At 51.2% G+C, this 25,412-nt stretch carries 25 protein-coding genes; 6 read left to right on the top strand and 19 right to left on the bottom strand.

Translation table 11 applies throughout. From position 1 onward, the window contains the following. Positions 1-3: 3 nt before the first annotated feature. Complete coding sequence (locus tag ACLJTG_RS12860; protein ID WP_077911899.1) at positions 4-861, bottom strand: transcriptional regulator; 858 nt, start codon at positions 859-861, stop codon at positions 4-6. 783 nt (positions 862-1,644) lie between these two features. Here ACLJTG_RS12860 and ACLJTG_RS12855 point away from each other — a divergent pair. After that, positions 1,645-2,325 carry an isochorismatase family protein gene (locus ACLJTG_RS12855; RefSeq protein WP_079951212.1) on the top strand — a complete coding sequence of 227 codons (681 nt, stop codon included), beginning with the start codon at positions 1,645-1,647 and terminating at the stop codon, positions 2,323-2,325. A 228-nt stretch (positions 2,326-2,553) separates the two neighbouring features. Here the strand turns inward: ACLJTG_RS12855 and cigR are convergent, their stop codons facing one another. The 5 genes from cigR to ACLJTG_RS12830 form a co-directional block, all read right to left on the bottom strand. Next, complete coding sequence (cigR, locus tag ACLJTG_RS12850; RefSeq protein WP_001065324.1) at positions 2,554-3,033, bottom strand: anti-virulence regulatory inner membrane protein CigR; 480 nt, start codon at positions 3,031-3,033, stop codon at positions 2,554-2,556. Positions 3,034-3,134: 101 nt separating this feature from the next. Continuing rightward, positions 3,135-3,221 carry a magnesium transporter protection protein MgtU gene (mgtU, locus tag ACLJTG_RS12845; protein ID WP_252515021.1) on the bottom strand — a complete coding sequence of 29 codons (87 nt, stop codon included), beginning with the start codon at positions 3,219-3,221 and terminating at the stop codon, positions 3,135-3,137. 12 nt (positions 3,222-3,233) lie between these two features. Next, the gene (gene mgtR / locus ACLJTG_RS12840; RefSeq protein ID WP_001082117.1) at positions 3,234-3,326 is read right to left on the bottom strand and encodes a protein MgtR; all 93 of its coding nucleotides are present in this window, start codon (positions 3,324-3,326) and stop codon (positions 3,234-3,236) included. Positions 3,327-3,347: 21 nt separating this feature from the next. Next, positions 3,348-6,074, bottom strand: coding sequence for a magnesium-translocating P-type ATPase (gene mgtA / locus ACLJTG_RS12835; RefSeq protein WP_410958997.1), 2,727 nt, complete (start codon positions 6,072-6,074; stop codon positions 3,348-3,350). Positions 6,075-6,293: 219 nt separating this feature from the next. Next, the gene (locus tag ACLJTG_RS12830) at positions 6,294-6,989 is read right to left on the bottom strand and encodes an MgtC family protein (RefSeq protein WP_000392700.1); all 696 of its coding nucleotides are present in this window, start codon (positions 6,987-6,989) and stop codon (positions 6,294-6,296) included. A gap of 508 nt (positions 6,990-7,497) precedes the next feature. Between ACLJTG_RS12830 and ACLJTG_RS12825 the strand changes: the two genes are divergently transcribed. Continuing rightward, the gene (locus ACLJTG_RS12825) at positions 7,498-8,400 is read left to right on the top strand and encodes an EamA family transporter (RefSeq protein WP_001682335.1); all 903 of its coding nucleotides are present in this window, start codon (positions 7,498-7,500) and stop codon (positions 8,398-8,400) included. 42 nt (positions 8,401-8,442) lie between these two features. Here the strand turns inward: ACLJTG_RS12825 and ACLJTG_RS12820 are convergent, their stop codons facing one another. From ACLJTG_RS12820 to dagR, 8 genes are all read right to left on the bottom strand, one after another. Continuing rightward, complete coding sequence (locus ACLJTG_RS12820) at positions 8,443-9,384, bottom strand: Rpn family recombination-promoting nuclease/putative transposase (protein ID WP_000749539.1); 942 nt, start codon at positions 9,382-9,384, stop codon at positions 8,443-8,445. A gap of 236 nt (positions 9,385-9,620) precedes the next feature. Next, the gene (dagF, locus tag ACLJTG_RS12815) at positions 9,621-10,364 is read right to left on the bottom strand and encodes a 2-dehydro-3-deoxy-phosphogluconate aldolase (protein ID WP_001186140.1); all 744 of its coding nucleotides are present in this window, start codon (positions 10,362-10,364) and stop codon (positions 9,621-9,623) included. Beyond that, positions 10,351-11,460 (bottom strand): D-glucosaminate-6-phosphate ammonia lyase, encoded by a 1,110-nt coding sequence (gene dgaE, locus ACLJTG_RS12810; RefSeq protein ID WP_079951211.1) that lies wholly within the window; start codon positions 11,458-11,460, stop codon positions 10,351-10,353. The genes dagF and dgaE overlap by 14 nt, the downstream gene beginning before the upstream one ends. Before the next feature lie 3 nt (positions 11,461-11,463). After that, entirely contained in the window at positions 11,464-12,324 is an 861-nt protein-coding gene (locus ACLJTG_RS12805; protein WP_170914557.1) for a PTS system mannose/fructose/sorbose family transporter subunit IID, read from the bottom strand. Next, entirely contained in the window at positions 12,321-13,070 is a 750-nt protein-coding gene (locus tag ACLJTG_RS12800; protein ID WP_079951209.1) for a PTS mannose/fructose/sorbose/N-acetylgalactosamine transporter subunit IIC, read from the bottom strand. The genes ACLJTG_RS12805 and ACLJTG_RS12800 overlap by 4 nt, the downstream gene beginning before the upstream one ends. 145 nt (positions 13,071-13,215) lie before the next feature. Then, entirely contained in the window at positions 13,216-13,701 is a 486-nt protein-coding gene (locus ACLJTG_RS12795) for a PTS system mannose/fructose/N-acetylgalactosamine-transporter subunit IIB (RefSeq protein ID WP_001284295.1), read from the bottom strand. 10 nt (positions 13,702-13,711) lie between these two features. After that, the gene (locus ACLJTG_RS12790) at positions 13,712-14,137 is read right to left on the bottom strand and encodes a PTS sugar transporter subunit IIA (RefSeq protein ID WP_000214106.1); all 426 of its coding nucleotides are present in this window, start codon (positions 14,135-14,137) and stop codon (positions 13,712-13,714) included. A gap of 218 nt (positions 14,138-14,355) precedes the next feature. Next, a complete protein-coding gene (gene dagR / locus ACLJTG_RS12785; protein ID WP_001252665.1) occupies positions 14,356-17,154 on the bottom strand; it encodes a transcriptional regulator DagR in 2,799 nt (932 codons plus the stop codon). Positions 17,155-17,350: 196 nt separating this feature from the next. On the opposite strand from dagR, the gene ACLJTG_RS12780 reads away from it, so the two are divergent. Next, positions 17,351-17,644: a YicS family protein gene (locus ACLJTG_RS12780; RefSeq protein ID WP_000824212.1), complete on the top strand. Its 294-nt coding sequence runs from the start codon at positions 17,351-17,353 to the stop codon at positions 17,642-17,644. Between the two features lie 105 nt (positions 17,645-17,749). Further along, complete coding sequence (locus ACLJTG_RS12775) at positions 17,750-19,132, top strand: glycoside hydrolase family 1 protein (RefSeq protein WP_020838462.1); 1,383 nt, start codon at positions 17,750-17,752, stop codon at positions 19,130-19,132. Positions 19,133-19,191: 59 nt separating this feature from the next. On the opposite strand, the gene nepI is transcribed toward ACLJTG_RS12775, so the two are convergent. Beyond that, on the bottom strand, positions 19,192-20,385 hold the full coding sequence (gene nepI, locus ACLJTG_RS12770; protein ID WP_001004789.1) for a purine ribonucleoside efflux pump NepI: 1,194 nt from the start codon (positions 20,383-20,385) through the stop codon (positions 19,192-19,194). A 215-nt stretch (positions 20,386-20,600) separates the two neighbouring features. Between nepI and ACLJTG_RS12765 the strand changes: the two genes are divergently transcribed. Both ACLJTG_RS12765 and ACLJTG_RS12760 read left to right on the top strand, forming a co-directional pair. After that, positions 20,601-20,960, top strand: a complete 360-nt coding sequence (locus ACLJTG_RS12765; RefSeq protein WP_023227862.1) for a type II toxin-antitoxin system RelE/ParE family toxin — start codon at positions 20,601-20,603, stop codon at positions 20,958-20,960. Beyond that, positions 20,944-21,267, top strand: a complete 324-nt coding sequence (locus ACLJTG_RS12760) for a helix-turn-helix domain-containing protein (RefSeq protein ID WP_001274842.1) — start codon at positions 20,944-20,946, stop codon at positions 21,265-21,267. The genes ACLJTG_RS12765 and ACLJTG_RS12760 overlap by 17 nt, the downstream gene beginning before the upstream one ends. 90 nt (positions 21,268-21,357) lie before the next feature. Here ACLJTG_RS12760 and ACLJTG_RS12755 read toward each other — a convergent pair whose 3' ends face one another. The 4 genes from ACLJTG_RS12755 to ACLJTG_RS12740 all read right to left on the bottom strand — a co-directional run bounded on the left by ACLJTG_RS12755 (position 21,358) and on the right by ACLJTG_RS12740 (position 25,395). Continuing rightward, positions 21,358-21,627, bottom strand: a complete 270-nt coding sequence (locus ACLJTG_RS12755) for an HPr family phosphocarrier protein (RefSeq protein ID WP_000621109.1) — start codon at positions 21,625-21,627, stop codon at positions 21,358-21,360. A gap of 9 nt (positions 21,628-21,636) precedes the next feature. Beyond that, positions 21,637-22,497, bottom strand: coding sequence for a class II aldolase (locus ACLJTG_RS12750; protein WP_001131798.1), 861 nt, complete (start codon positions 22,495-22,497; stop codon positions 21,637-21,639). A gap of 62 nt (positions 22,498-22,559) precedes the next feature. Further along, positions 22,560-24,044: an FGGY-family carbohydrate kinase gene (locus ACLJTG_RS12745; RefSeq protein ID WP_079951207.1), complete on the bottom strand. Its 1,485-nt coding sequence runs from the start codon at positions 24,042-24,044 to the stop codon at positions 22,560-22,562. Beyond that, positions 24,037-25,395 (bottom strand): PTS galactitol transporter subunit IIC, encoded by a 1,359-nt coding sequence (locus ACLJTG_RS12740; RefSeq protein ID WP_410958996.1) that lies wholly within the window; start codon positions 25,393-25,395, stop codon positions 24,037-24,039. Before ACLJTG_RS12740 ends, ACLJTG_RS12745 begins: the two co-directional genes overlap by 8 nt. Between the last annotated feature and the right edge of the window lie 17 nt (positions 25,396-25,412).

Raw genomic sequence — 25,412 nt, 5'->3', positions numbered from 1 at the left:
TTTTTACCCATGTGTCACCCCGCGGAAAAAAAGCGTCACGCAGCCTGTATCACCGCGCGTTTTATAAGGTTGCTGACAAATCAATGCTGTAACCGCTGGGGTGCGACCGCTGGAAGGGAAATAGACCCATGGGTATTTCTGACAATCCATACCGGTTTTTAGAATCATTGACTTATAGCTTGCAAAGCGGCTACCGCTTTCGATATCTTCATTCCGCGAGAAAAAATGACAGCCCTGAGTTGTTTCAACCAGCGTGTAGCGATCATAAAAATCCTTATCAGGAACAGTTTGCCAGCTTATAGTGCCAAGCAAAATACCGACAGCAAATGTCCCGGTCATCCAAAGTACAGGTACATAATGTTTAAACCAACGCCCTGACATACGCGGCGGCGTCTCACCCTTTTTTTCTATTGCCTGAGCGAAGTCTTTGCGGATGGTCATGATGCTCACACCAGGCTCAATCTGAAAGCCTCTACGCGGAACCGTGATTATCAGCGTATCTTCATTTTCGCCAACGGTACGTAATCCGCGGCGAATAATGGAGATATTCTGATAAAGCGTATTTGCCGACACCACCATGCCGTCTTCTTCCCACACTTTTTGAAAGAATGTTTGTTGTGAGACGACGGAGGGGGCGTTTTCCAGCAGAAGGCGCAAGCAGCGGCTGGCGGGCGTTGTCAGAATAATGTTGAGATCTGGCCTCGATAATGACGCCAGGCGATTCATTTCTGGATTAAATTCAATATTATCGTTAATTATCCATAACATCGCATTGTTACCATGCCAAAACATAACGTAGTTGGAGAGGGTTAATAGACACCACTGAGTATAGTCTGATGCTGTGGCTGCGCAGCAGGACATGGATTGTCCCTTGCACATACCGATCATATAGAAGAGCGAGAGGCATAAGACATTAACAGGTAAGCGTAGACACCGCTTTTCTCATTATAGCAGACTCAGGGGTGAAAGTACGTTTGGTTTTCTTGTTCGTTAAGTCTCCTGTTTTGTATTGAGGTGAGAATATCACCTTTAATCAAGTGGCCAAATTTACTGTGCCGCTACGCTTTAATATCTCATAGATAAATCATGAGAAAATATATCCTGACAATCTATATCATATGAAGGACAGGGTTTTATTGAACGTGTTCTCTATAATGGCTTGTAATATCCAAAAAAGCGCATTCGTTATGTAGGGATAGTTTCCAATTTATTAAGAGTTACAGTAGCCATACTTAATAAAAGCACGCTTCCCACTTAATATTTAAGCTGTGCTTTATGTTATTTAAATATAAATAAGTTAACTCTTAATTGATATATTTCAAACTTATACTAAATAATTTTAAAACTATCCATCAGAAACAATTTGTAGGGACATAGTTTGTTTTTTCAATCAATAATCCTCTCTGACATGTAAAATAGAAACATTTATTCATAATATGAATATTGTTGTGATAACAGATTCGCGTGAAAGTAAATCGACTGAAGGTGATGCCGATGAATATTCCTTCAGAAAGAACTCAATAAGGTAATCCAGGATCGGCAACGGATTACTGTCATCAGCTTAAAAACGGAAATCGCCCCGGCGATTAATGACTTTAACACTGATAGTGATTATCAGTGAAAGGCAACAACAAGGAATGAATTATGTCTACACCCGCGAATTTTAACGGTCAACGCCCTGCCATTGATGCTAACGACGCAGTAATGCTGCTGATTGACCACCAAAGTGGCCTGTTTCAGACCGTCGGCGACATGCCGATGCCGGAATTACGCGCGCGCGCCGCGGCGCTGGCTAAGATCGCTACCTTATGCAATATGCCGGTCATTACTACCGCATCCGTACCACAGGGACCAAATGGTCCGCTGATTCCGGAAATCCATGCGAATGCGTCCCACGCGCAATATGTCGCGCGTAAAGGGGAAATTAATGCCTGGGATAATGCCGATTTTGTACAAGCGGTAAAAGCGACAGGCCGTAAAACGCTGATCATCGCCGGTACTATTACCAGTGTCTGCATGGCTTTTCCAGCCATCAGCGCCGTCGCGGAAGGGTACAAGGTATTTGCGGTAATTGATGCCTCCGGCACGTACAGTAAAATGGCGCAGGAAATTACGATGGCCCGCGTGGTGCAGGCGGGCGTAGTACCAATGGATACCGCGGCGGTAGCCTCTGAGCTGCAACGTACCTGGAATAGGGAAGATGCCGCAGAATGGGCGGATGTATATACCAAAATATTCCCGGCCTATCAGCTACTGATTGAAAGTTATACCAAAGCGCAGGAAGTAGTAAAAAATAATGAACTGCTGGATTCTCAACGCGCATAAATAACGCCCTGAAGAGACTAAATAGCCCCATTTAATGGGGCTATTTTACTTGCCATTTTGGACCTGGGCAGTGCTCGCCAAAACACGTTAGCGTTTTGAACGCCGCTTGCGGCGGCCCGAAGGGCGAGCGTAGCGAGTCAAACCTCACGTACTACGTGTACGCTCCGGTTTTTGCGCGCTGTCCGTGTCCAAACTGGCTGCGCCAATAACGCCTGGTGGGATAGGCTCTTAATCAAATACGCCATTAATAATCGCCGTGACCACCGCGGTACTGAGCGCGATCAGCACCAGATTATCCCCAACGATTTTCCACTCATAGCCCGGATAATAAGGTAATTGTCCCAGCATAGACGCCGGCACCGTTTTTTTAGCGATTCCCGGCGGTAGCGGTTTTCCTCTCGCCAGATTTTTCGCAATCCCCGGAGGTAAAGACTGATAACCCGTCAGCCCTAAATTCACTGCCAGTTGCCTGGCGACAGCATAGCTAATGTCCGACTCGACGTGATCCGGTTTACCGCCATTTTTACGGTGTTCCGTTTTTTGCCCGGCATTTCCTTTATGTCCGTTACCGTTATTACCCTGATTAGCCGCGTTATTACCATGTCCGCCGCCATTACCATTTCCCGGATTCGCCAGCACAGGCGTAGCGCTCAGGGAAAACGTAATCAACGTCGCCAGGACGGCGGTTAAACCACGACGATTATTCATGATATTGCCCTTCTGATGTGGGATACCATGAAAATAGCGCCCCGCCATAAAAAGAACAACTACATCGATTCTTATTTTAAGCGGGGCTCGCCAACAGCAGCTTATCGTATCCAGATAGTCAGTAAAATCAGGATGATTGCTATCAGGACAACCTGATAAAAAATTTTGTCCAACCCTCTTTTTTGCATGGCGTCACCTCGTTAGAAAACGATTTGCCAGAGGGCTAAACACAACACCAACAGGCTAATCAGTAAAAATATCAGCGCGATGATTTTATCGGGTGAGCGATTCATCTGGGCGATCCTCAAACATCATTAAAACCACTGGCCAAAGCGTTTGATATAAAAGCGTTTCATGCCTTGCGCCACCAGACAGTAGCTCAATAATGTCGCCACCAACCACGGGAAGTAGCTCAGCGGCAGCGGCTCCAGTCCAACCATCGCGCCCAGAGGTGAGAATGGAATATAAATGCCTATCGCCATAATCAAGCCGGTCGTCAATAATACCGGCAACGTCGCCCGACTTTGGATAAACGGTATTTTCTGCGTCCTTAGCATATGCACGACCAGTGTCTGCGAGAGCAGACCCTCAATAAACCAGCCGGACTGAAAGAGCGCCTGCGCCTCTACGTTATTAGCCGCAAAGACGTACCACATCAGCGCAAAGGTTGTGATATCGAAAATAGAAGACGTTGGGCCAATCCATAGCATAAAACGACCAATATTTTTCGCGTCCCATTTCCGCGGCTTACGCAAGAACTCTTTATCCATTTTGTCCCACGGCAACGACAACTGCGAAATATCGTACATCAAATTCTGGATCAACAGATGAATCGCCAGCATCGGCAGAAACGGAATAAACGCGCTGGCTACCAGTACCGAAAAAACATTGCCGAAATTAGAGCTGGCGGTCATATTCAGATATTTAACGATATTGCCAAAGGTTTCCCGCCCTTTGATAACGCCTTCCTCAAGCACCATGAGATCTTTTTCCAGCAGAATAATATCTGATGACTCTTTAGCAATATCGGCGGCGCTATCGACGGAAATTCCCACATCCGCATCACGAAGCGCGGGCGCGTCGTTGATCCCATCTCCAAGAAAACCAACGGTATGACCATTTTTCTGTAGCGCTTGCAAAATACGCGTTTTTTGTAACGGCGTCAGCCGGGCGAATACTGCGCGTTTCTCCACTTCAGACGCCAGTTCGGCATCCGACATCGCCTCAACCTGGGTTCCGGTCAGGATATCGTGCGTATCAATACCCACTTCCAGACAGATACGCGCCGTCACGACCGGATTATCGCCGGTGAGGACTTTGACCGCCACGCCGTTATCCCGCAACGCGGCAATAGCTTTTCCGGCGCTCTCTTTCGGCGGATCGAGAAAAGTGAGCATCCCTTCGATGGTAAGTTCGGTCTCATCCTCCACACTTAATGTCGGATTGTTCCCGGAACCATCCAGCTTACGTGTCGCTATCAGCAATACACGGAATCCCTGAGCATTGTAATCTTCGGTTTTCGCCAGCAGCAGCTCGCGGCGTGTTTCCGTCAGCGCCACCACACGATCGCCTTCGCGAAGATGGGTGGCTACCATCATCATCTCTTCAACGGCGCCTTTACAGATCAGACATCTGTCTCCATGCTGCGCATCCTCCACCAGGACCGATACCCGGCGACGTACAAAGTCGAATGGCAGTTCATCGCGTTTAATGAAGCGCGCTTTTGTCGATGGTGCGATTCGCCCCTCGCCAAAACGCAGTATGGCGCGATCCATCACATTCCGGGCGCCGCTCTGGCTGCTACTATTCAGCCAGGCCAGCATCAATACCCGGCTGCTTTTTACACCGCTCACATCCAGATGATGCTCCAGAAAAATATTGTCCTGGGTTAAGGTGCCGGTTTTATCTGTACACAGCACATCCATCGCGCCGAAGTTTTGAATAGCGTTCAGGCGCTTGACGATCACTTTGCGCCGCGACATCGCAATCGCGCCTTTTGCCAGGTTGGAACTGACAATCATGGGCAACATTTCCGGCGTCAACCCAACCGCAACCGCCAGCGCGAACAGCGAAGCCTCTACCCAGTCTCCCTTACTGAAACCATTGATCAGCAGGACAACCGGCACCATGATCAGCATAAAGCGTATCAACAGCCAGCTCACGCTGTTGACTCCGCGATCGAAAGCCGTCTGGGTACGCGTACCCACAATGGATTTCGCCAGCGAGCCGAACCAGGTACGGCTTCCCGTCGCGACCACGACCGCTTGCGCTCTGCCGCTGGTTACATTGGTTCCCATCAGACAGATATTGCCCAAATCTAACAGGCTCTTATCTTTGTCAGGCAATTGCTCGCTGTCTTTACCTGCCACATCAGCCATAACATCGTATTTTTCTACGGGTAATGATTCACCACTAAGAATTGACTGACTGATAAAGAGATCGCGCGACGCCAGCAGTCGAACGTCGGCGGGCACCAGATCGCCTGCGGCCAGAAAAACCACATCGCCCGGCACCAGTTCTTCAATGGGAATCTCTTCCTGCACCGCGCCTATATTGCCCGGCCCACGACGCAACACCGTGGCGGTGGTGCGAACCATCTTTTTCAGCGCCTGTGCTGCTCTGTTAGTGCGAAACTCCTGCCAGAAACGCAATAACCCGCTCAAACTGACCATCGTCAGAATAATCAGCACGCCAGTGAGATCGGTCTCTTCGCCACGGCGTAACGGGAGCCAGTAATCCGTGATGAAACTAACCCCTGCCAATGCCATCAGAACGTAAATAAACGGGTTATTGAATGCCTGCAGAAGCTGAATCAGCGCCGGAGGAACTTGCTCATGCGCCACTTCATTGCGCCCATACACTTTCAACCGTTCGCTGGCCTCTTCTATCGTGAGGCCCTGACGATGGCTGTTCAGCCGCGCCAGTGTCTCCTCCGGGCTATGAAAAGCTTCCGCTTCGATCGGAAATACTTTTTTATGCTGCTTATCATTTTCTGACGCCGGGCGATTGAGTTTCCGGTTTTCAATGTTCATGTCAGTCATGATGAATCCCCAAAATTAAGGTGTAGTGTTTCCTGCATATCACGCCCGGGGAATAGCAAACTCACGATTTCAAGGTGAATGCCCCGGGAGAATTATCTATGCATAAAAAAGGTTATTGCTTACTCACTATTTTGAGTTGGTTTTATTTTATCGACTCGGGAATATCCATCATTCCCTCCTTATACGTCTGGCGTAATGTTGCAATTGAATAAAAAACTATTATTGACTATCAATGCTCCAGTGAATTGCGGTGATATTATCGTTATCACCTATTCTGGATATAATCAGTTCTCGCGTTTTACGATAATCAGCATGACCCACGAGCTCGGCACGAATTTCTTTATAGCCCTGTTCCTGAGCGGGGACCGAACCTAACCCTTGTAAACAGATCGCGGCCTCTTTTACGATATTCAGTAACCACTGACGAACCTCGCTTTCATCTTCTTTATTACAGGTTACTTTCAGGATATAACGTTTTTCTCCCTCGGCGGATACCGGGAGTTGATTTATACGCTGCGCCGCTTCACGCAGTAAAATATTGGCGCAAAGAATAATGATCGTCGCCGCCAGCGCATTTTTGAACTGCCCTAAGCCGCATAACACGCCGATGCCCGCCGAACACCATAGCGTTGCCGCAGTGTTCAGCCCGCGCACATTCATCCCTTCGCGCATGATGACGCCCGCCCCCAGAAAGCCAATCCCAGAGACAATCTGCGCCGCAATTCGCCCGGGGCTGTCTGGCGATGTCGTCATGGAGCTCAGAATAAAAACGGCGGCGCCTGTCGCCACCAGCGCATTAGTGCGTAATCCCGCCATACGTTGACGCCATTGTCTTTCCGCGCCAATCAGCGCGCCCAACAGCATAGCGGCCAGTAAATTTAAAATATAAGGAAACATTAACATACGTTCCTCCATTTTTTCTGGAAGAATAAGTACGTGCTATATTTAGCACACGACAAATTTCTGCCCTGAGGCAATTAGCGTCGTGTTAACGGCGGAGGAAATAAAGCGTGTTTAAACATGAACATGACGATTACCTCGCGACAATGCGCGTGTTGTAACATTATTGGGATGACAATCGTCACAAGGGGAGATTGCTGCCCACCGGTTCGGCAAGCAGCGCAGGAATAGCGTGCGTTAACTTGCCAGATGATTTACGTAAAAGTGACTGTCCAACATATTACTCCTGCATGAATTTGCGCTTATTATAGTCAGCCAATATGTTCCGTAAAGTGCAAAGGCGGGTTTAGTGACGTTCTGTTTAAGTTTGTTTGATATTTTTTCTTATGACAAAAAAATGACAATATTATGTCGATAACAAGCTCGTCTGAAATCATTAAACAATAAATTCCTGCTTAATACCGGCGATAGCTCTGTTATGATGCCTGCACGTAAAAAAATAAAACAACATGACGAGGAAAAAATGGGTTCCACCAGAAAAGGGATGCTAAACGTCCTGATTGCCGCCGTATTGTGGGGGAGTTCAGGCGTTTGCGCGCAGTACATCATGGAGCAAAGCCGTATGTCGTCACAGTTCCTGACGATGATACGTTTGTTATTCGCCGGGCTGATACTGGTGACCTTCTCCTTTATGCACGGCGATAAGATATTTTCAATTCTTAAAAACCGCAAAGATGCCCTGAGTCTGCTGATTTTCTCCGTGGTGGGCGCGCTCACCGTTCAGCTAACCTTCCTGCTCACGATTGAAAAATCCAATGCCGCCACCGCGACAGTGCTGCAATTTTTATCGCCGACCATTATTGTAGCGTGGTTTGCATTAGCGCGAAGAACACGACCAGGCATTCTGGTCTTAACCGCCATTCTTACATCGCTTATCGGCACCTTTTTACTGGTGACTCACGGCAATCCAACATCGCTGTCGATCTCTTCAGCCGCGCTGTTCTGGGGTATCGCCTCCGCATTTGCCGCCGCCTTTTATACGACCTGGCCTTCCAGGTTAATCGCCCAATACGGCACGCTGCCAGTGGTCGGCTGGAGTATGTCCTTTGGCGGCCTGATTCTGCTGCCCTTCTACGCTAAAGAAGGAACGCACTTTGCGGTGAGCGGCAGCCTGATTCTGGCCTTTTTCTACCTGGTGGTGATCGGTACGTCGCTGACGTTCAGCCTGTATTTGAAAGGCGCGCAACTGATTGGTGGCCCCAAAGCCAGCATTTTAAGCTGCGCGGAACCGTTAAGCAGCGCCCTGCTGTCGCTGCTGCTGTTGGGGATTAGTTTTACCTTGCCGGACTGGCTGGGCACGCTGCTCATTCTCTCGTCAGTGATTCTGATCTCCCTCGATTCCCGTCGACGCGCGCGGGCCGCTTAACGCCGTTGATAATCACGATGACCGGGCGGAAGAGGGAAAAGTTTAATGGCGCTTTGCCTTAATCTCTTCGTCAGAAAGCCCGGTAATCATCAGCACCATCTGCCGATCTATCCCCTGTTCCAGCATCGTATGCGCAATACGCAAGGCTTCCTCCTGCTTACCTTGATGTATACCTTGCTGTATGCCTTGTTGCACGCCTTCACGCTTACCTTTTCTGCGCCCCGATTCACGTATTCTGTCTACGATCGTCATTAATCTCTCCTTGTGTTGGGGAACACGACGCGCCACCTCGCGGATAAACTTGCCAAAACGAGGCGTGCTGCCATGCTGTATTAGCAAATAATTAAACAGAGCTTTTAGCTGACTGTCATTAGCGTTTCCCGTAATCAGAAGTACCGCTAAGCGCTCGACCAATCCCATCAGGTCGCGCTGACGTATATGCTTTTGTACCAGCTCCAGCATCGCAATACGTCGATGCTGCATAATCTCGTTATCCGGCACCACCGTAATGTCTACCAGTGGAAATGCCGTCGCATAAAGCTGACGCGCCAGTGCAGGATCGTCAAACTCATCCAGCCAGCACAGCGAAAAGGGATACGGGCTTTTCGCGCCATGGTAAAACAGCATGGGAATCACCAGCGGTAACGTTTTATGGCCAGCATCCAGATGGCGCTGCATCGCGGCAGTCGCGTAACGCATTAACCGGAACGCCATATGTGCGTCCGGCGTACTCTGATGCTCTATAACGACATAGATATAACCGTCGCCTTCACACGTTTTTAGCGACCAAAGGACGTCGGAATAAAACGCGCGTAAATTTTTCTCGATAAAACTGTCCGGCGCCAGTTTTAACGTCGTCAGATCGCAACGTATTCTTAGCGAATGGGGAAGATGAATATTGAGAAAATCCCGCGCGGTATCCGGATGGCGTAAAAACGTTTTGAATACCGCATCATGAGGCGTGGACGTGGGGCTTTTTTTCATGGCGATCCGTCACCTGAGGAATAAGATGACGCCACTGTACTCGCCAAAAATACAGACAGCATTCAGGAAAATTTAACCCTGCGAGGAGGCTCGAAAGAGAATCACTGACGGCTGCAATACGTACATTTTTTGCCCAGCCTGCTACGCATTATCGCCCGGTAGCGTAACGCTAACCGGGCCTACAAATACACGTCATCTGTAGGCCAGGTAAACGTAGCGCTCTTCGGCGATAAATCTCACACCAGCGCTTTGACTATCTCCATCAACCGAATGACATCTTCGGGGCGCGTATTGCCGGTTTGCGGATCGATAATCGAGCTGTAAACATGCGGCATAACGCGCGGCACGCCTGCTTCCAGGCAGGTTTGCAGGATAATACCGAAATTATCCAGTGAGATACCGCCGGTCGGCTCGATAAGCGTCATGCCGTGGCGGGCAGCGGTTGTCGCCAGCGCATAGAGTTCCGGTAACGACTTTTCGCCGCCCATCGGGAAAAACTTCGCCGCATGTGCGCCCATATCCTGCATCATGCGTACCGCCGCTTCACAGGAAACGCGGGCTGGCGTTCCCTGGCTGCTGCTGACGCCGGTAGAAATCAACACCTCGCCAGGCGTTCCCGTCGGGCTGACCAGGGCGTTAATATGTGTTTGCTCGCCGCCTGTCGCCGCCAGTGCGCCCGCTGCGAAGCCGCTGCCGGTAAAAGTCTGGTTGACGTGGGCCGGGTGAGTATGGGCGGCAATCATCGCCGCTTTGTAGTACTGCGCCGGGTCGCCTGCGCCCAGTCCCACCGAGATAGACGGCACCTCCGCCATCCAGCGTTTCACCTCCGGCACGCCCTCTTCTACCGTAGCGAACTGCGCGGAAAGTACGCCAATGACCGCATGGCCTTCGGCGGCTTCATAGATAGCCTTCGCGTTGGCGATATCCTTTGCCAGCACGTTAATCGCTACCCGCTGACGATAAAAATTAATCTGCTGCATGTTCTGCAATCTCCCTGAGTCGCGCCACAATCAATGCCATTTCCCCTTCGGCTACCGTGCGTGGATCGAGGCTAAAAACCCCCTGATGAAGCTGATATTTGCGGGCGTAAATCGCTATCTCGCCGCCGCGCAACTGCGCTTCGACGTCCTGCGCGTTCAGCCCCAATTCAGATGCGTTCACCCGCACACGAATACGCCAGATTGCACGCCCGGCCTCATCCTGTTCGATATCGGCATAAAGTCCATGGATGGCGGAAATCGCTTCCGCGACCGGCTGTAACTGTGCTGCGGTCACGGTCGTCTGGCCCTGGTGGTAATTCTCCAGCGCATACACCAGCCCAACCATGTTTTCCTTGCCGATTTTCATTGCCCTGGCAATCCCCTGGTGCTGCGCTTTGCAGGCGGCAATCCACGTTTTCTTACCAGTGATAAACCCGGAGGTTGGCGCATTAAAGGCTTTCGCGCCGCTGTAGATAACCATATCCGCGCCGCTCGCCACCCAGCCGCGCAAATCCTCTTCCGCCGCGGCATCGACAATCAACGGCAGGTGGTTGGCCTGCGCCACCTGTACAAAATCGTCAATGCTCAACATGCCTTTCTGTACGCAATGGTGTGATTTCACATACAGTAGCGCGGCGGTCTTTTCGTTAATGGCGCTTTCCAGTTGCCAGCGGGCCGCCAGATTGCTCGACCCCACTTCCACTATGCGCCCGCCCCCCAGGCGAATCGCGCTGGTGACTGGCGCGCCGTAGTCCACATTATGCCCGCGCAGCATCACTACCTCATTGGCCATACCGGTACTGTCCGGCATCAGGGCGACGCGCGCCCGATCGCCGTGGGTGATAGCGGCAGCGATGGCAATGGCGATCCCCGCCGAGGCGCAGGAGGTAACATAACTGTCTTCAGCGCCGGTATAGCGGGAGACCAGTTCGCCGGTTTTGTCCACCAGCCTGTCGATTTCGACAAAGGCCGAGGCCGCCCGCGCCGTTGCCTGCATCACCTCCGGCGCAACGCTGGAGACGCCCAGAATCGTCATTTTGCCGCAGGCGTTAATCACCTGCTTTAGCCCCAGTTGTTGGTAAATATTCTGTGCCATGGCTTACAACACTCCCAGCAGCGAGCAGACCACGCTAAGCGTGACAATCGACAGCAAAATAGTGGTATAACGCGGCCCTTTTTTCACCAGATAGAAATAGATGGCGAACACCGCCGCCAGCGGCAGCAGGCCCGGCGCGATAGAGTCGAGGATCTGCTGGACCACCACTTCCGAACCTTTCAGGGCGCTGATTTTCAACGGTGTGGTAATCTTGACGTAGCTTGCCGACAGCGCGCCCATCATGATAAGTCCCAACACGTTCGCGCCGTAGATCAGTTCTTTAATTCGCCCCCCTTGCAGCAGGCCGATAATCGAATCGCGCCCCAGGGTATAGCCTTTGTGCACCATACCGTAGCTTATCGCCAGCGTAATCGCCGGATAGAGAATCAGAGGGATAATGCCGCCCATCGCGCTGCCATTGGCGGCGAACGGGATAAAAATAGCAATTAACAACGGCATCACCGCCGCCCAAATGATGGAGTCCCCCATCCCGGCCAACGGCCCCATCAAACCGGTTTTAATCCCGGTGATAGAGGCATCGCTAATCGGCTCGCCGCGGGTCTTTTGCTCTTCCATCGCAATGGAGATCCCCTGAATCACCGCGCCAAAGGTCTGCTCCGAGTTGAAGAAGTTCAGATGGCGTTTCAGCGCTTCTACCTGCTCCTCTTTTTGCGGGTAGAGCTTTTTGATGATCGGCGTCATCGAGGCGCAGAAAATCAGGCTTTGCAAACGCTCATATGAGCTGGAAACCTCCGCGCCCAGCCAGTAGATAAACCACGCTTTGGTAATATCCGCTTTGGTCAGCGCGCCGCTTTCCCGCGCGCGCTCAACCAGTTCGTGTTGCATTACATCGCTGCTCATCATGCTGCTCCTTCATTTTTCGCCAGGCCTTTAATCAGGAAGGCCGCACAGGTGCCGAAGATTGCCATCGCCATGATGTCCACCTTGAGGTACAGCACCGCGAAGAACCCGCCGATAAACCACGGCAGCAGGCTCTTTTTGCCGATCACCATAATGGTGATAGCGAAGCCCAGCGCCGGGAGAATCCCGCCCATGATTTCAAAGGAGTGAGTCAGCCAGTGCGGCATCAGCTTGAGGAAGCTTTCCACCACGTCCTGACCAAAATAGTTGGCGGCAAAGACCACCGGGAAGCGCAGCACCAGCCCCAGTAATGCGGGATAAAGGAAAGCGCAGCGCATAATTCCCCCCATATTGGCGGTTTCCGCGTGCTTATCCGCCATATGCACCCAGGCGGCGTTCAGCGTGCGCCTAAGCTGATCGAGAAACACGCCAATCACGCCAAACGGGATTGCCAGTGCGATCGCCAGGTTTGGGTCCATACCGGCCTTCACCGCGATAGGAATGGAGATACAGGCCGCCAGCGCCGGGTCCGACGGCACGTTGCCGCCCGGCGTTGAGGTCACGCCCAAATAAACGAGCTGCATCCCTGCGCCGATGATCATCGCAGTCTGCATATTGCCAAGCAAAAGCCCGACAAATACCGCGATCACCACCGGTTGTAACAGCATCGCGGAGAAGGTGTAGCCGAGGCGTAAACGGGCAAACCAGTAATACAACCCCATCAGGCTTGCAAAGAGTAAGGTATCCATAGTGTTATCCTATACACTTCATCCTTCAGGCTGCCTCTTTGTTGGCTGCCTTCGCTCACCCCAGTCACTTACTTTAGTAAGCTCCAGGGGATTCACTCAGTTGCCGCCTTGATGCATCCAGAATGATTTTGTGTCTATTAAAGGGTTAGAATTTTTTCAGGATATCGTCGAGCGGCTGCGGCTTATCTTCCGGAATGGTCTGGAAAAATACCTGAACGCCACGGTTTTTCAGGTCGTTAAGAATGCCGACGTCTTTTTCATCCAGCGTAATATTCTGAAAAACCGCCTTGCGGTTTGGCCCGCCGCCGAGACCGCCAACCTGAATGCGGGTGACGTCAAAGCCCAGTTGTATGGCGTCCTGCACCGCCGCCAGTGACGGAAAAAGCACCAGCACGTTACCGTCGCCAAGCTGATTTTCTTTCCATGCAGCGGCAAAACTCTGGTTGCCGAAGCAATCCACTTTGATATTTGGCGGCGCCGCCATCAGGTAGATATTTTTCATAAACGGATCGGCGTCCAGTTCATCACTCACAACGGCTATCCGGTTCGCCTGAGATTGTCCGACCCACTTCGTGACAACCTGTCCATGAATGAGACGGCTGTCGATGCGGCATAAAACGATATTGGCCATGATGTTTTCCTTAGAGTGATTGTTGTAGCTGACGTACATGGGCGACCACATCCAGGCAGCTACTGCGCCCGGCCTCAACTAACTCGTCCACGCAGGCGGTTAGCATCCCTTGTTCGCGCCTGTCCAGCGCCTCCAGCAGTAGCGACGCATTCAGTCCGGCAATCACCGCCACCGGATAATCGGCGCTTAGTCGCGCCGCGACGTTGGATGTCGTGCCGCCGACAAAATCCGTCAGGATCAGCGAGCCTTCCGGCAGCGTTTTCACCACGGCCTCGACGCGTTGATAAAACTCGCCCAGCGTATCGACAGGCATTAGCGCGATTTCCGTCACGCCTTTAATTTCGCCCGTGACCATACGCAGGCTGTTGCAAAGCGGTTGTCCCCAGCCGCCATGCGTCAGCAGCAGGATGTGGGGCAACGGTTGTGTGGTAGTCAAAATGGCCTCCTGGCGCAATTACATGAGAACACCGGCATATATTGCCCGGTGGCACTGCGCTTACCGGGCCTACAGGACGCTCCCGGTAGGCCGGATAAGGCGTTTACGCCGCTATCCGGCATAACGCATCATCAGAAGAGCAAAGGTTGTGCCAGAATTTGTGTCACGCAAGGAAGAAGAAAGGTCTGGCGAGGCGCGAAGCCCCGCCAGTAAAAGGATTAGCTATAGAGCAGTTCGTAGATATAAAAATATTCCGCATCCGATAAACGGATGGCGTAGGCGTCTTCGATCGGCAGAAAAGCGGATTTGATGACACTAAACGCGCGCGCGTCCAGATTCGGCTGACTTTCCAGCGCCATCTGTAACGGTTTACGGTTAATCACAATACGCTCTACCATACAGCAGCAGTGGATCAGGAAGCGCAGTGTCACCTGGCGGCTTGGTTTCAGGGAAAGCGAAGACGTCAGATGGTTAAAAACGCCCTCCATCTCTTTCAGAATACGCTGCGGGTTAAGCACGGAAATATGGTTGATGATGCTCTCCATCGTTAGCGCGCTGATAAAGCGCATGGCGCTGCGCTCCATCTCCAGACGGCGTTCAGCGTTGGACAGATCGGGCGTTAACAGGCTCAACACCAGTTCCGGCCCTTGTTCGGAGAAAAGCTCTTCCAGCGAAATAAACGGAATATCCGGCAACCCCGGCTGGAAAGTACCGACAATCCCCGCCAGCCGCTCGCTGGCATTCAATGCCTGCTGAACGCGCTCCAGACTACGTACCTCGTTATAATCAAGGATCACCATCCTGGTGTCCTGCGACATCAGCTCGCCAAAGCTCTCCTCCAGCACCTTTTTGATTTTTTCCGCCGTTCCCATGCCGGTAATACAGGAGATGACCAGCACTTTGCCGCCGTTCTCCTGCTGCGGCGTACAAAGCTGGCAGGGGATATTTTTACTCTGCAGGAGCGCCGTCAACTGTGGTAAGTCGCTGGTTTCATAGCTTAAATCCAGCCCGACTTCCAGTAGACTGGTCAGCGTGATGTTCGGCATGAGCAAAACATCTATCTGGAATAATTTACTGATGGTGCTGCCGAAATGGATCAATGAACCGATGTCCACCAACAGGATAAGCCGCCGATATTGGCGGGTTTGAATCATTTGGGTCAGCGTTTCCAGCGTGTCATGCACCGACTGTTCAAACGGCATGTCGATGGCGCTGAACAACTCGCGCTCCAGCACGCGGTTGACATATTGCGCCTGACTGGTGGCGGTGGTCGCGCCGTGGGCGATCAAAATGACCCCGCAGTCGGGGCTGGCATCGATGCGCTGACGATAATGGCGGCACTCTTTCAGGAACAGGCATAGCCAGACCACTTCCGTCGCCGGACACTGAATATGCAGCAGTTCGTTGATTTTCCGACACAGCAGCGTGGCGTTGTCATATTCGTCTTTGCAGCGATCCAGGATCAAACTGGAAGAGTAAAGCTGCGGGATCAGGCCGCGCTGCACGTAGCCTATCAGCGCCAGGAAGTGTTTACGCAGTGGGTTAACCAGATTTTCCGGCAGCGAAAAACCCAACACCTGCTCTACGCAGCCTATCAGCAGCGTCACGCGCTCTTCAATCTGGTCGCCATAGCGCGGCGGATGCGCCACGCTGTCGCGGCTGTAGAGACCGTATTCAAAAATCGAGCTGAGTTTATTTTTCAGGATCGCCAGCGTCTCCGCCGGGGGGACGTTACTGTTGCGCAAATTAACATACTCGCGCGTCAGGAAGCTGTAAAAGAGGTCGCTCTCTTCAATTTCCGCCCCGGTCGCCAGCGACGTCTTCAATGCGGGCAGCGTGCGCGCGTCTATGTTTAGCCGCGCTTTACCCTCAAACAGAGTATCCACCAATAGACGCTGTTCCGGCGTCGGGTTAATCGACATCTCCGCCAGCCGCTTATCCAGTTGTAGCGTGTCGTTATGCTCGGTCATTCCCGATGCCCACGCCTGAGCGCAGAGAAACTGAATATCGCTTTTTAGCTGGCCGATATTGCCTTCCAGGGGTTTATTCAGCAACCAGAGCAACAACGGTTTATCAATGCTGACCGTGCGTTCTATTTTGCGGCTTTCCCGCTGTAAGAACCCCACGATCAGTTCGATCTGTTCTTCAACGGAGCGCTGGCGAATACCCGGCAAATCAATGCATACCTGAATACGCCGCTGGAAAGTACGTAACAGCGCCGACCCGACCGGTTCGGTAGTGGCGCAAATCAGGCGTACCGAAATTGATCGCGGCTGGCTGCTCACGCCGAGCGGACGGTACTCGCCTTTATCCAGAATAGAGAACAGCTTTTCCTGCCCTTCATAAGACAGACGGTGCACCTCGTCCAGCAGCAGATAACCACCGTCCGCCTGCTCCACGAGGCCTGTTTTATGTTCATTCGCGCCGGTAAACGCCCCCTGCCGATGACCAAACAGATGCGAGGAAAGCAGTTCCGGGTTATGGGCGTATTCCGCGCAGTTAAAGTAGACCAGCGGCGGGATAGCGCCGCTCGCCTGTTCACAGGCGAAACGGTGCATCAGTTCCGCAAAAAAGGTTTTACCGACGCCGGACGGCCCGGTAAGCAGAACGTGTAAACCGTGCGGATAGAGCACCGCCGCACGGCCTTTTTCTACCGCATCGCGCAGGCTGCGATCGTAACCAATCAGGCTGGTAAACGGATCGTCGGGCGCGTAATGCTCTTCATGCGGCAGCACATCCGCCACCGACCGCACTTCGCGTTCAGACTCTTCCAGCTGTCGTCCCAGCAACGTTTCCAGCGCCTGGCGATGCAGAAAATAGACCGGGCGGCCACGGCTTTTGATTGCCAGACCGTCATTCCATAACTGATTGAGATCTTTGCTGACGGAGTTACGCGCCAGCCCAAGATTGAAACCTATCGCCTCCGCCGTAAACGCCGTCTCCTGCGCCAAATCGGCAAGGCATAGCCCGCGCGTCAGCCGTTCCAGCTCTCCCAGTACGATCTCAATACGTCTCATTACACTACCGCTTACGAAATAAAAGAGTAGTCAGAACATACACTATTCTGCCACGCAAGAAAGTGAAGGCGCAGCGAGAAACCGCCTTCCCACTTTTGCCTGACTTCAACGCCAACGGATAGCACGCCCCGATGAGTGAACGTCGCACGGTCTACACTTACTCTTGAAAAAGTGCAAACCGATAAGGATACCGTTTATGAAACGAAAAACGCTTCTGCTTATTGCCGCGCTTGTCGCGCTACCGGGCGTCACGTATGCCGACTCTCCGTTTAGCTCACTCCAGTCGGCGCATGAAAAAAATACGATTTTAAAGGATTTGCGCAAAATGTGTACGCCCAAAGGCGCGCTAACGGATGAAGCCTGGGAGAAAAAAATCATGGCGAGCGAGGGGAACCAGCAGCATATTCGGGAGGCGATGATCGCGATAGAGCGCAACAATCAGCATAACTACTGGCAGGCTCTCGGTAAGGTGGAATGCCCCGAGATGTAGCACACCTTTTTCGTTTTTTGGTCGCGAAAATGCGGACTGTAACCGGTTTCTGTTCACCAGAAGCGCGTATTCTGGAGCGAATTTACGCGATCAAGGAGTACGACAATGCGATACCGTTTTCCCGATAACTTCTGGTGGGGCAGCGCCTGCTCAGCGTTGCAAACCGAAGGGGATAGTCTGAATGGCGGTAAAAGCCAGACCACGTGGGATGTGTGGTTCGAGCGCCAGCCGGGTCGTTTTCATCAGGGCGTCGGTCCAGCGGAAACCTCAACGTTCTATCGCCACTGGAAGCAAGACATCGCGCTACTGAAACAGTTAAAACACAACAGTTTTCGCACCTCGCTAAGCTGGGCGCGGCTCATTCCAGACGGCGTAGGCGAGGTGAATCCACAAGCGGTGAGCTTCTACAATCACGTCATCGACGAGCTACTGGCGCAGGGCATCACGCCGTTTATTACGCTGTTCCATTTTGATATGCCGATGGTCATGCAGGAGAAAGGCGGCTGGGAAAATCGCGACGTCGTAGAGGCGTTTGGTCGGTACGCGCAAACGTGTTTTACCTTGTTTGGCGACCGCGTGAAGCACTGGTTTACCTTTAATGAGCCGATTGTGCCGGTGGAAGGCGGCTATTTGTACGACTTCCACTATCCCAATGTGGTGGATTTTAAACGTGCGGCCACCGTGGCGTACCATACCGTGCTGGCGCACTCGACCGCCGTGCGCGCCTGGCGCGCCGGGCGCTACGACGGTGAAATCGGCGTGGTGCTGAATCTGACGCCGTCCTACCCACGCTCGCAGCATCCCGCCGATGTGCAAGCCGCGCATCATGCGGATCTGTTATTCAACCGCAGTTTTCTTGACCCGGTATTAAAGGGAGAATACCCGGCGGACTTGGTGGCGCTGCTGAAAACCTATGACCAGTTGCCTGCCTGTCAGCCAGGCGACCGTCAGCTTATTGCCGACGGCAAAATCGATTTACTGGGGATTAACTATTATCAGCCGCGCCGCGTGAAATGCCGTGATACGGCGGTGAATCCGCAAGCGCCGTTTATGCCGGAGTGGTTATTTGACTATTACGACATGCCGGGGCGCAAGATGAACCCTTACCGCGGCTGGGAAATTTACGCGCCAGGAATTTACGACATCATCACCAACCTGCGGGATAATTACGGCAATCCGCGCTGTTTTATCTCCGAAAACGGGATGGGCGTTGAGAACGAGCAGCGTTTTGTGCAAGCGGGACAGATTCACGATGATTACCGGATTGACTTTATTTCTGAGCATCTTAAATGGCTGCATAAAGGCATTAGCGAGGGCTGTCACTGTCTTGGCTACCACATGTGGACCTTTATCGATAACTGGTCATGGCTGAACGGCTATAAAAATCGCTATGGTTTTGTACAACTGGATTTAGCCACCCAAACGCGCACGGTGAAAAAAAGCGGAGAATGGTTTGCCGCCACCGCAGAGCATAACGGTTTTGATTAAGCGTTTATTATTGCCGGATAACGACTAACGTCGTATCCGGCCTAAAAATGGTAGCAATATCAACTCATTGGCGTAATACGGACTTTCGCCGCCACGACTAACGCCGTCAACAGCATCAGTCCGCCGGAAAGCGCCAGCGGCGAAAGCAGCCCGAAATTGTCGAGCGCATAACCGCCCACCGCCGCGCCACAGGTATTTGCCAGTTGAATCACCGCGACCTGGATGGAACCGGCTTTTTCCGCCTGATCGGCAAGAGAACGAGTGATCCACGTTGACCATCCCACCGGCACCAGCGCAAACGCCAGTCCCCAGATAATCGCTATTGCCGCCGCCACGGTTTTGTCGCTTCCCCACACAATGAGCGTCAGCGCGCTCAGCGCCAGTAGCAGCGGCGCACCGGCCAGCGCCAGCTTTACCGAACGTTTCAGAACGTAAGATGAGAAAGAAGTGCCAACGAAGCTGGCAATACCAAAACTGAGCAACACCAGCGTCAGACCATCAACGTCAAAGCCCGCCAGATTCATATAGACCGGGCGAATATAGGTAAAGAAAGCGAACTGCCCGGCAAAAGACATAAAGATGGCGATCATCCCGGCCATCACGCCAGGGCGTTGCAACAGGCTAAACATATTCTGTTTCTGGTGAGAAGGTTCGCCCGGCAGCGACGGCAGTGATTTCACCACCCAGATGACGCACAGTACGCCCATCACCGCAGCGGCGTTAAAGACATTACGCCAGCCAATAATACCGCCCAAAAAACTGCCCAGCGGCGCGGCGATCACTAACGCGATGGAAACCGCGCCAAAAATCACCGACAGCGCTTTCGGCACGGTACGCGCGGGAACCAGTCGCATGGTCAGCGACGCCGACATCGCCCAGAATCCGCCCAGCGCCAACCCAAGACAGGCGCGGCCCAGCAACAGCAGCGTAAAGCTGTTGGCAAAGGAGACCATCAGACAAGAAGCCGTCAGCAAAACGGCGAACAGAATAACGATATAACGCCTGTCGGTCGCCTGAATAATCTGGGTAATGAACAGGCTGGAAAACATCGCGACAAACGCCGTAACGGTGACCGACTGACCGGCGATGCCCTCGGAGATCCCCAGATCCTGCGCCATCGGCGTCAACAGACTAACGGGCAAAAACTCAACGGTAATCAGGCAGGCGACACAAAACGCCACGGCAAAAACGGCTGACCAGTTAGGCCTGGCAACCCCATCAGCGCGGAATTTTTCTGCGATATTTTCATTCATTGTGGTTACCTGCGTCGTTTTAGTGCGGAAAATCCACGCAGTGTAACATTACAAAATGTGATCTGATTAACGTTTTAGCAACTGACATTGTTGCGCTGCATTTTGCGAGGCTGGTCGAGAGTTGAGAATTATCTTCTCTCGCTGCGTGTAAAACCAAAAGGTAAGACATAGTGTATCACCTGGTGCTATACTTTAGATTACAGGATGTCAACCTGATGCGAACCTTCAAAACCAGGTGGTTTAACAGAGAAGCGAAGCCCCACACGATAAAAGATGACGAGTTAAGCGAGGCCATCAACGCCGTACTGCAAGGAAAAGCAGATAATCTTGGCGGTGGGGTTTATAAAAAACGTCTCAATCAAAATCGCGATCGCGCAATCGTGTTGGCAAAGGGAGGCGAACATTGGTTTTACACCTTCCTGTATGCCAAACAGGATATGGCCAACATTAGCTATCGCGAACTCGCGGGTTTCCGTGAGTTAGCAAAACACTATGCTTGGCTGACCGAAGATCAGATAACGGCACTCATTAATAACAAAGAACTGGTAGAGGTGCGCCATGTCAGCAAAAACTAAATTCAAAAGCCCTGCCTTTGAAGCGATTCATAGCGCGGCATCTGGATTATTTAGCGTGGATGCCATTCCCCAGGAGACAATGCGCAGTTTTGACACGGCCTGCTTAAGCAGCATCAAAGACCTGCAGCCACTTGAAATAAAAGCGTTACGAGAAGAACTCAACGTTAGCCAGTCGGTTTTCGCTCGGTACCTGAATACCAGCGTATCAACGGTTCAAAAGTGGGAAAGCGGCGCCAAGCGTCCCAGCGGGATGTCACTGAAACTACTTAATGTTGTCCAAAAACACGGGCTAAAGGTGCTGGTATGAGGGTTTTACCGATGGTCTGTTAAGGCTATTCATACGATAATGAGTGCAGGAAGCCTCTACAACTTCCTGCGCCGTTTGACGGGAATTGCACTATACTGACTCACCAAAGCCATCAGCAAATGCAGATTTTAATTCATCCATAAAAGCCAGTTCATCCTGTCCATCACAAATTAAATCAATCATTGTGTTTCCCTTTACGCCAGCCCCCAAAATACTCATCATTCCTTTAATGGGAATTTCTTTGTCATTATTAACTAGCGTTAATGAAGACTGGTATTTTTTGACAATTTTCGCAAGTGTAGCGGCTGGCCGCGCATGAAGCCCCGTACTGTTCATAACGCGTACTGTTTGTCTAATCATATATTTTCCTTAAGAGACTTTGCGGAATGCTGAGTGATTTTTATTCATCATCTTAATTTTAGAATAAACATCATCCTCAACTGCCTGTTTTGCGTTCGCCATGACACGCGCCAGATTAGCCTCGTTGTTATTATTTACCCAAGCCTTACCAACAGTAGTAATAAAGGCTTTGCGCAAATCACTCGCAATATTCACTTTGGCTACTTTGTAATTAACAAAGCTACGAAGAATATCCGCGTCAATACCAGAACCTCCATGAATAACCAAAGGTACCGGACTGACAGACGCGATGCGTTGTAATAGCGGGATATCAATGCGTGGGATATCTTCAAGACCATGTACATTACCAATTGACACTGCCAGCATGTCGCACCCTGTCTCCTCAACAAAGCGCTGAACCTTCTCAGGTTCAGTTTTGCAGTCAGCCTCGCTGACATGATCATCTTCCTTACCCAGAATAGCGCCTAATTCCGCTTCGACGGGAACACCAAATGATTTACAGAAATCGACAGCTTCTCGGGTAAATGCAATATTTTCTTCGAACGGTAGCGCCGCGCCATCAATCATTACTGAGGTAAATCCGGCCCGGACAGCCTGCTTAACATCTTCCAGAGTTTTCCCATGATCCAGATGCAGGCTGACAGGAATATCCATTTTGTCGGCATGTCGCTTAACTATTTCATAAATGTAATCGTAACCTGAAAGCTGTGCATTAGTAGGAGCAATTTGAATAAAATTGGGCAATCCGGAACGTTCTATTGCATTAAGAATGGAAATTGTTGTCTCCAGGTTCGTTGTATTAAATGCCCCCGCAAGGACATGTTTTTCCTGAATACAATTGAGCAGGATCCTACCATTGACTAAAGGCATATTAACTCCAGATATTTATGTGAGCAGTGTAAGTAAATTATCGAACTATTGAGTTATCACAGTTATTCACCAATAAGCGCCCCTTCTTGCCGCAGTTTAAATTGGTAAAATGACAGCCATTGCTGCTGATATATTTTCAACTTTGCAGAACGAACCGCGTCAGGAAAATATCGCTCAGCCACAGGAACAGTCGGGGGGACAACATTCGGGCAGGCTATCAACAATGCTCCAAGGGAGACGGTTTCATCAAAAGCAATGGCCTCAATTGGACACTGGAGGATGTCAGCCTTCAACTGGAGCCAGTATGGGTTTTTCACCGCAGGGCCAATGACTTTTACTGTCCTGCCCGCCGGGATATTAAAGCACCCATGACAGTGTGCAAACTCCATCGCCAGGCCAATAAAGACACTCTCAAGCAGAGACTCCGGAGGAAGTGAATCCGTCAGCCCAAAAAGCAGGCCACGAGTGTGCCGATTTTTATTTGGCGAACCCGAGCCCCGCAAATGAGGAATAAATACCGGCACATGCTCGACAGACCAGGAAGGTTTGAGGTATTGCTCCATGACTTTTTCCAGGCCTGTGCTTATTTCCTTATCAGTTAAACGAAAGGTTTTTTTCACCCATTCAAGCGCATAACCGCCGACAGGCAGAGAAGCGAAAAGCGTGAAAAATTCATCATCGGAGTAACAACCATTTGCCAGCTTATCCCTGCGAGCCTGCACATCAAGCGTTGGCTGTGTATTCAGCAGTAAAATACCCTCTGTCGTGCCGGTAGAATTCAGCACATCGCCCGGTTGCATCTGTAATGCGCGGGCACCGACCATATGATCGTGTCCGGCCAGGGTGACTTTTACCTCATGTGGTAATCCCAACTCCTGCCTGAGTGTTGCCGTCACCCATCCGGCCACTTCACCTGGCTTTATCAACGGAGCCAGTACACCGAACGGTATGCCGAGAATCCCGGCAGCATTACGAGACCAGGTACGGCGAGCAATGTCCAGACACAACGTTCTACTGGCCAGGGATATTTCCGTCTTTTTCGCACCTGTCATTCGCCACAACAACACTTCTGGTGCATGTAACCAGCAGATATCTTTTCTTTCATGCAAGGAGTAGTTATCAAGCAACCATCTCATTTTAAATGCTGAGTAATTACTGTGAGGTGGCAATCCCGTTATAGAATACAGTTCTTCAGCCTCTGCCTTGCTTAATGACGAGAGATAAGATTCACCACGTCGATCATACCAGGCCAGCATCGGGGTAAGAATGACGCCCTCCTTATCCACAAAGACGCCAGACTCACCGAAACTCGCAATACTGATATTTTTTACCGGAAACGGTACTGAAGCCACCAGTTCAGCCATTACCAGTCGCAGTGCCTGCCACAGCGCTTCGATATCGAAATCTACCTCGCCTTTGTCCGACGATATTGTTGGCGTCGGAAACTTGCGGACTTCCAGAACTGACGCGTCATGACAGGAATAACAGCTGACTTTGCAGTTAGTTGTGCCAATGTCAATGACAAGCGCTGCGTGGTAATCAGGCATAGACCGTTCCTTTTGTCAGGCGAAAAACACCATAAATAATCAGCGCAAGCACAGGAATCAGCCCGATAGCAATAATATTTCCGTTGAATATTTCAAGCAGCCAGAAACGGAAGGGGTTACCGCCATCAAGGAAGCTTGATACCTGACCACTTGACCCCTCAGCCATTTTGAAATTGACATCCTTAGCCATACCGGTAATAAATGGCGCAATTTTGGTCGCAATCCACAAGTCGGCGACAATAACAGGAATTGCGGTTATCACAGCCCGGAAAATATTGCCACGACATGCCAGTACAATCATGGAAGCCATGACTGCCAGGTTCGCAAGGTCTCCGAGTGGCAGGACTTTATTGCCAGGAAGAAGGAATGCAATGAAGACAGAGATGGGTGTCAGAATCAGTGCTGTAGATATAATGGCTGGGTTACCTACTGCTACCGCGATATCCAGTCCGATAAAGAGATCATCACGGCCAGGATATTTGGCATTCAAATATTTCTTAATGGCTTCAGACAGAGGTAATAAACCTTCCATCAAAATTCGTACCATACGCGGAAGAATGAACATGACACCGCCAATGCTGATCCCCAGCAACAGGATATGTTTAAAGTCATACCCGGCAATGATGCCCAACAAGCCCCCCAGAATAGTACCCACCATCATAGGCTCGCCGAAGATTCCCATTTTTTTCTGAACGTTTTCCGGATCAATATGAATACGGTTAACGCCAGGGATCTGGTCGATAATTTTGTCGAACAGCAATCCAATTGGAAAGAAGACGACAGATGACAGGGTCGGAAGTGAAATACCTTCCAGACCGAAGTACTTTGCCACTAATGGCGCTGACCAGTCCGCCAGTTTGAGAACCACGATCGCGGCAATAGCGGCTGCGGACAGACCCAAAACAAAACTCCCTGTGCTGTAGTAAACCAGCGTTCCCGCCAGGGCAAAGTGCCAGTAGTTCCACATGTCGACATCAACAGTACGTGTCTTATTCAGGGCCAGCATGGCGACATTAATCAGCATCGTCAGCGGAATGACAAAGGGTGCGATTGGTGAGCCCCAGGTAATTGCGGCCAATGGTGGCCAGCCTAAATCGACAACAGGAAGACTAATACCAGTTCGCTCAACCATTGCCTGTGCAGCCGGGCCTACGTTGCTGGTAAGTATGTCAAAGATGGCATAAATTCCGACAAACCCTATTCCGACAATTAACGATGAGCGAAGTGCTTTAGCGGGTTTTACTTTGAAGAACAATGCCAGGAAAAAAAGGACCAGCGGCAATAAAACCGTTGGGCCAAATCCCAGGACATATTGCACAACGGTATAGAGAGTATGTGCTATATCATTCATATCCGACCTCTTATTCA

The sequence above is a fragment of the Salmonella sp. SAL00672 genome (assembly GCF_046552175.1).
GTDB classification, from domain to species: Bacteria; Pseudomonadota; Gammaproteobacteria; order Enterobacterales; family Enterobacteriaceae; genus Salmonella; species Salmonella enterica.
The sequence above is the reverse complement of the archived record's forward strand: the minus strand, read 5'-3'. Positions and strand labels throughout refer to the sequence as shown.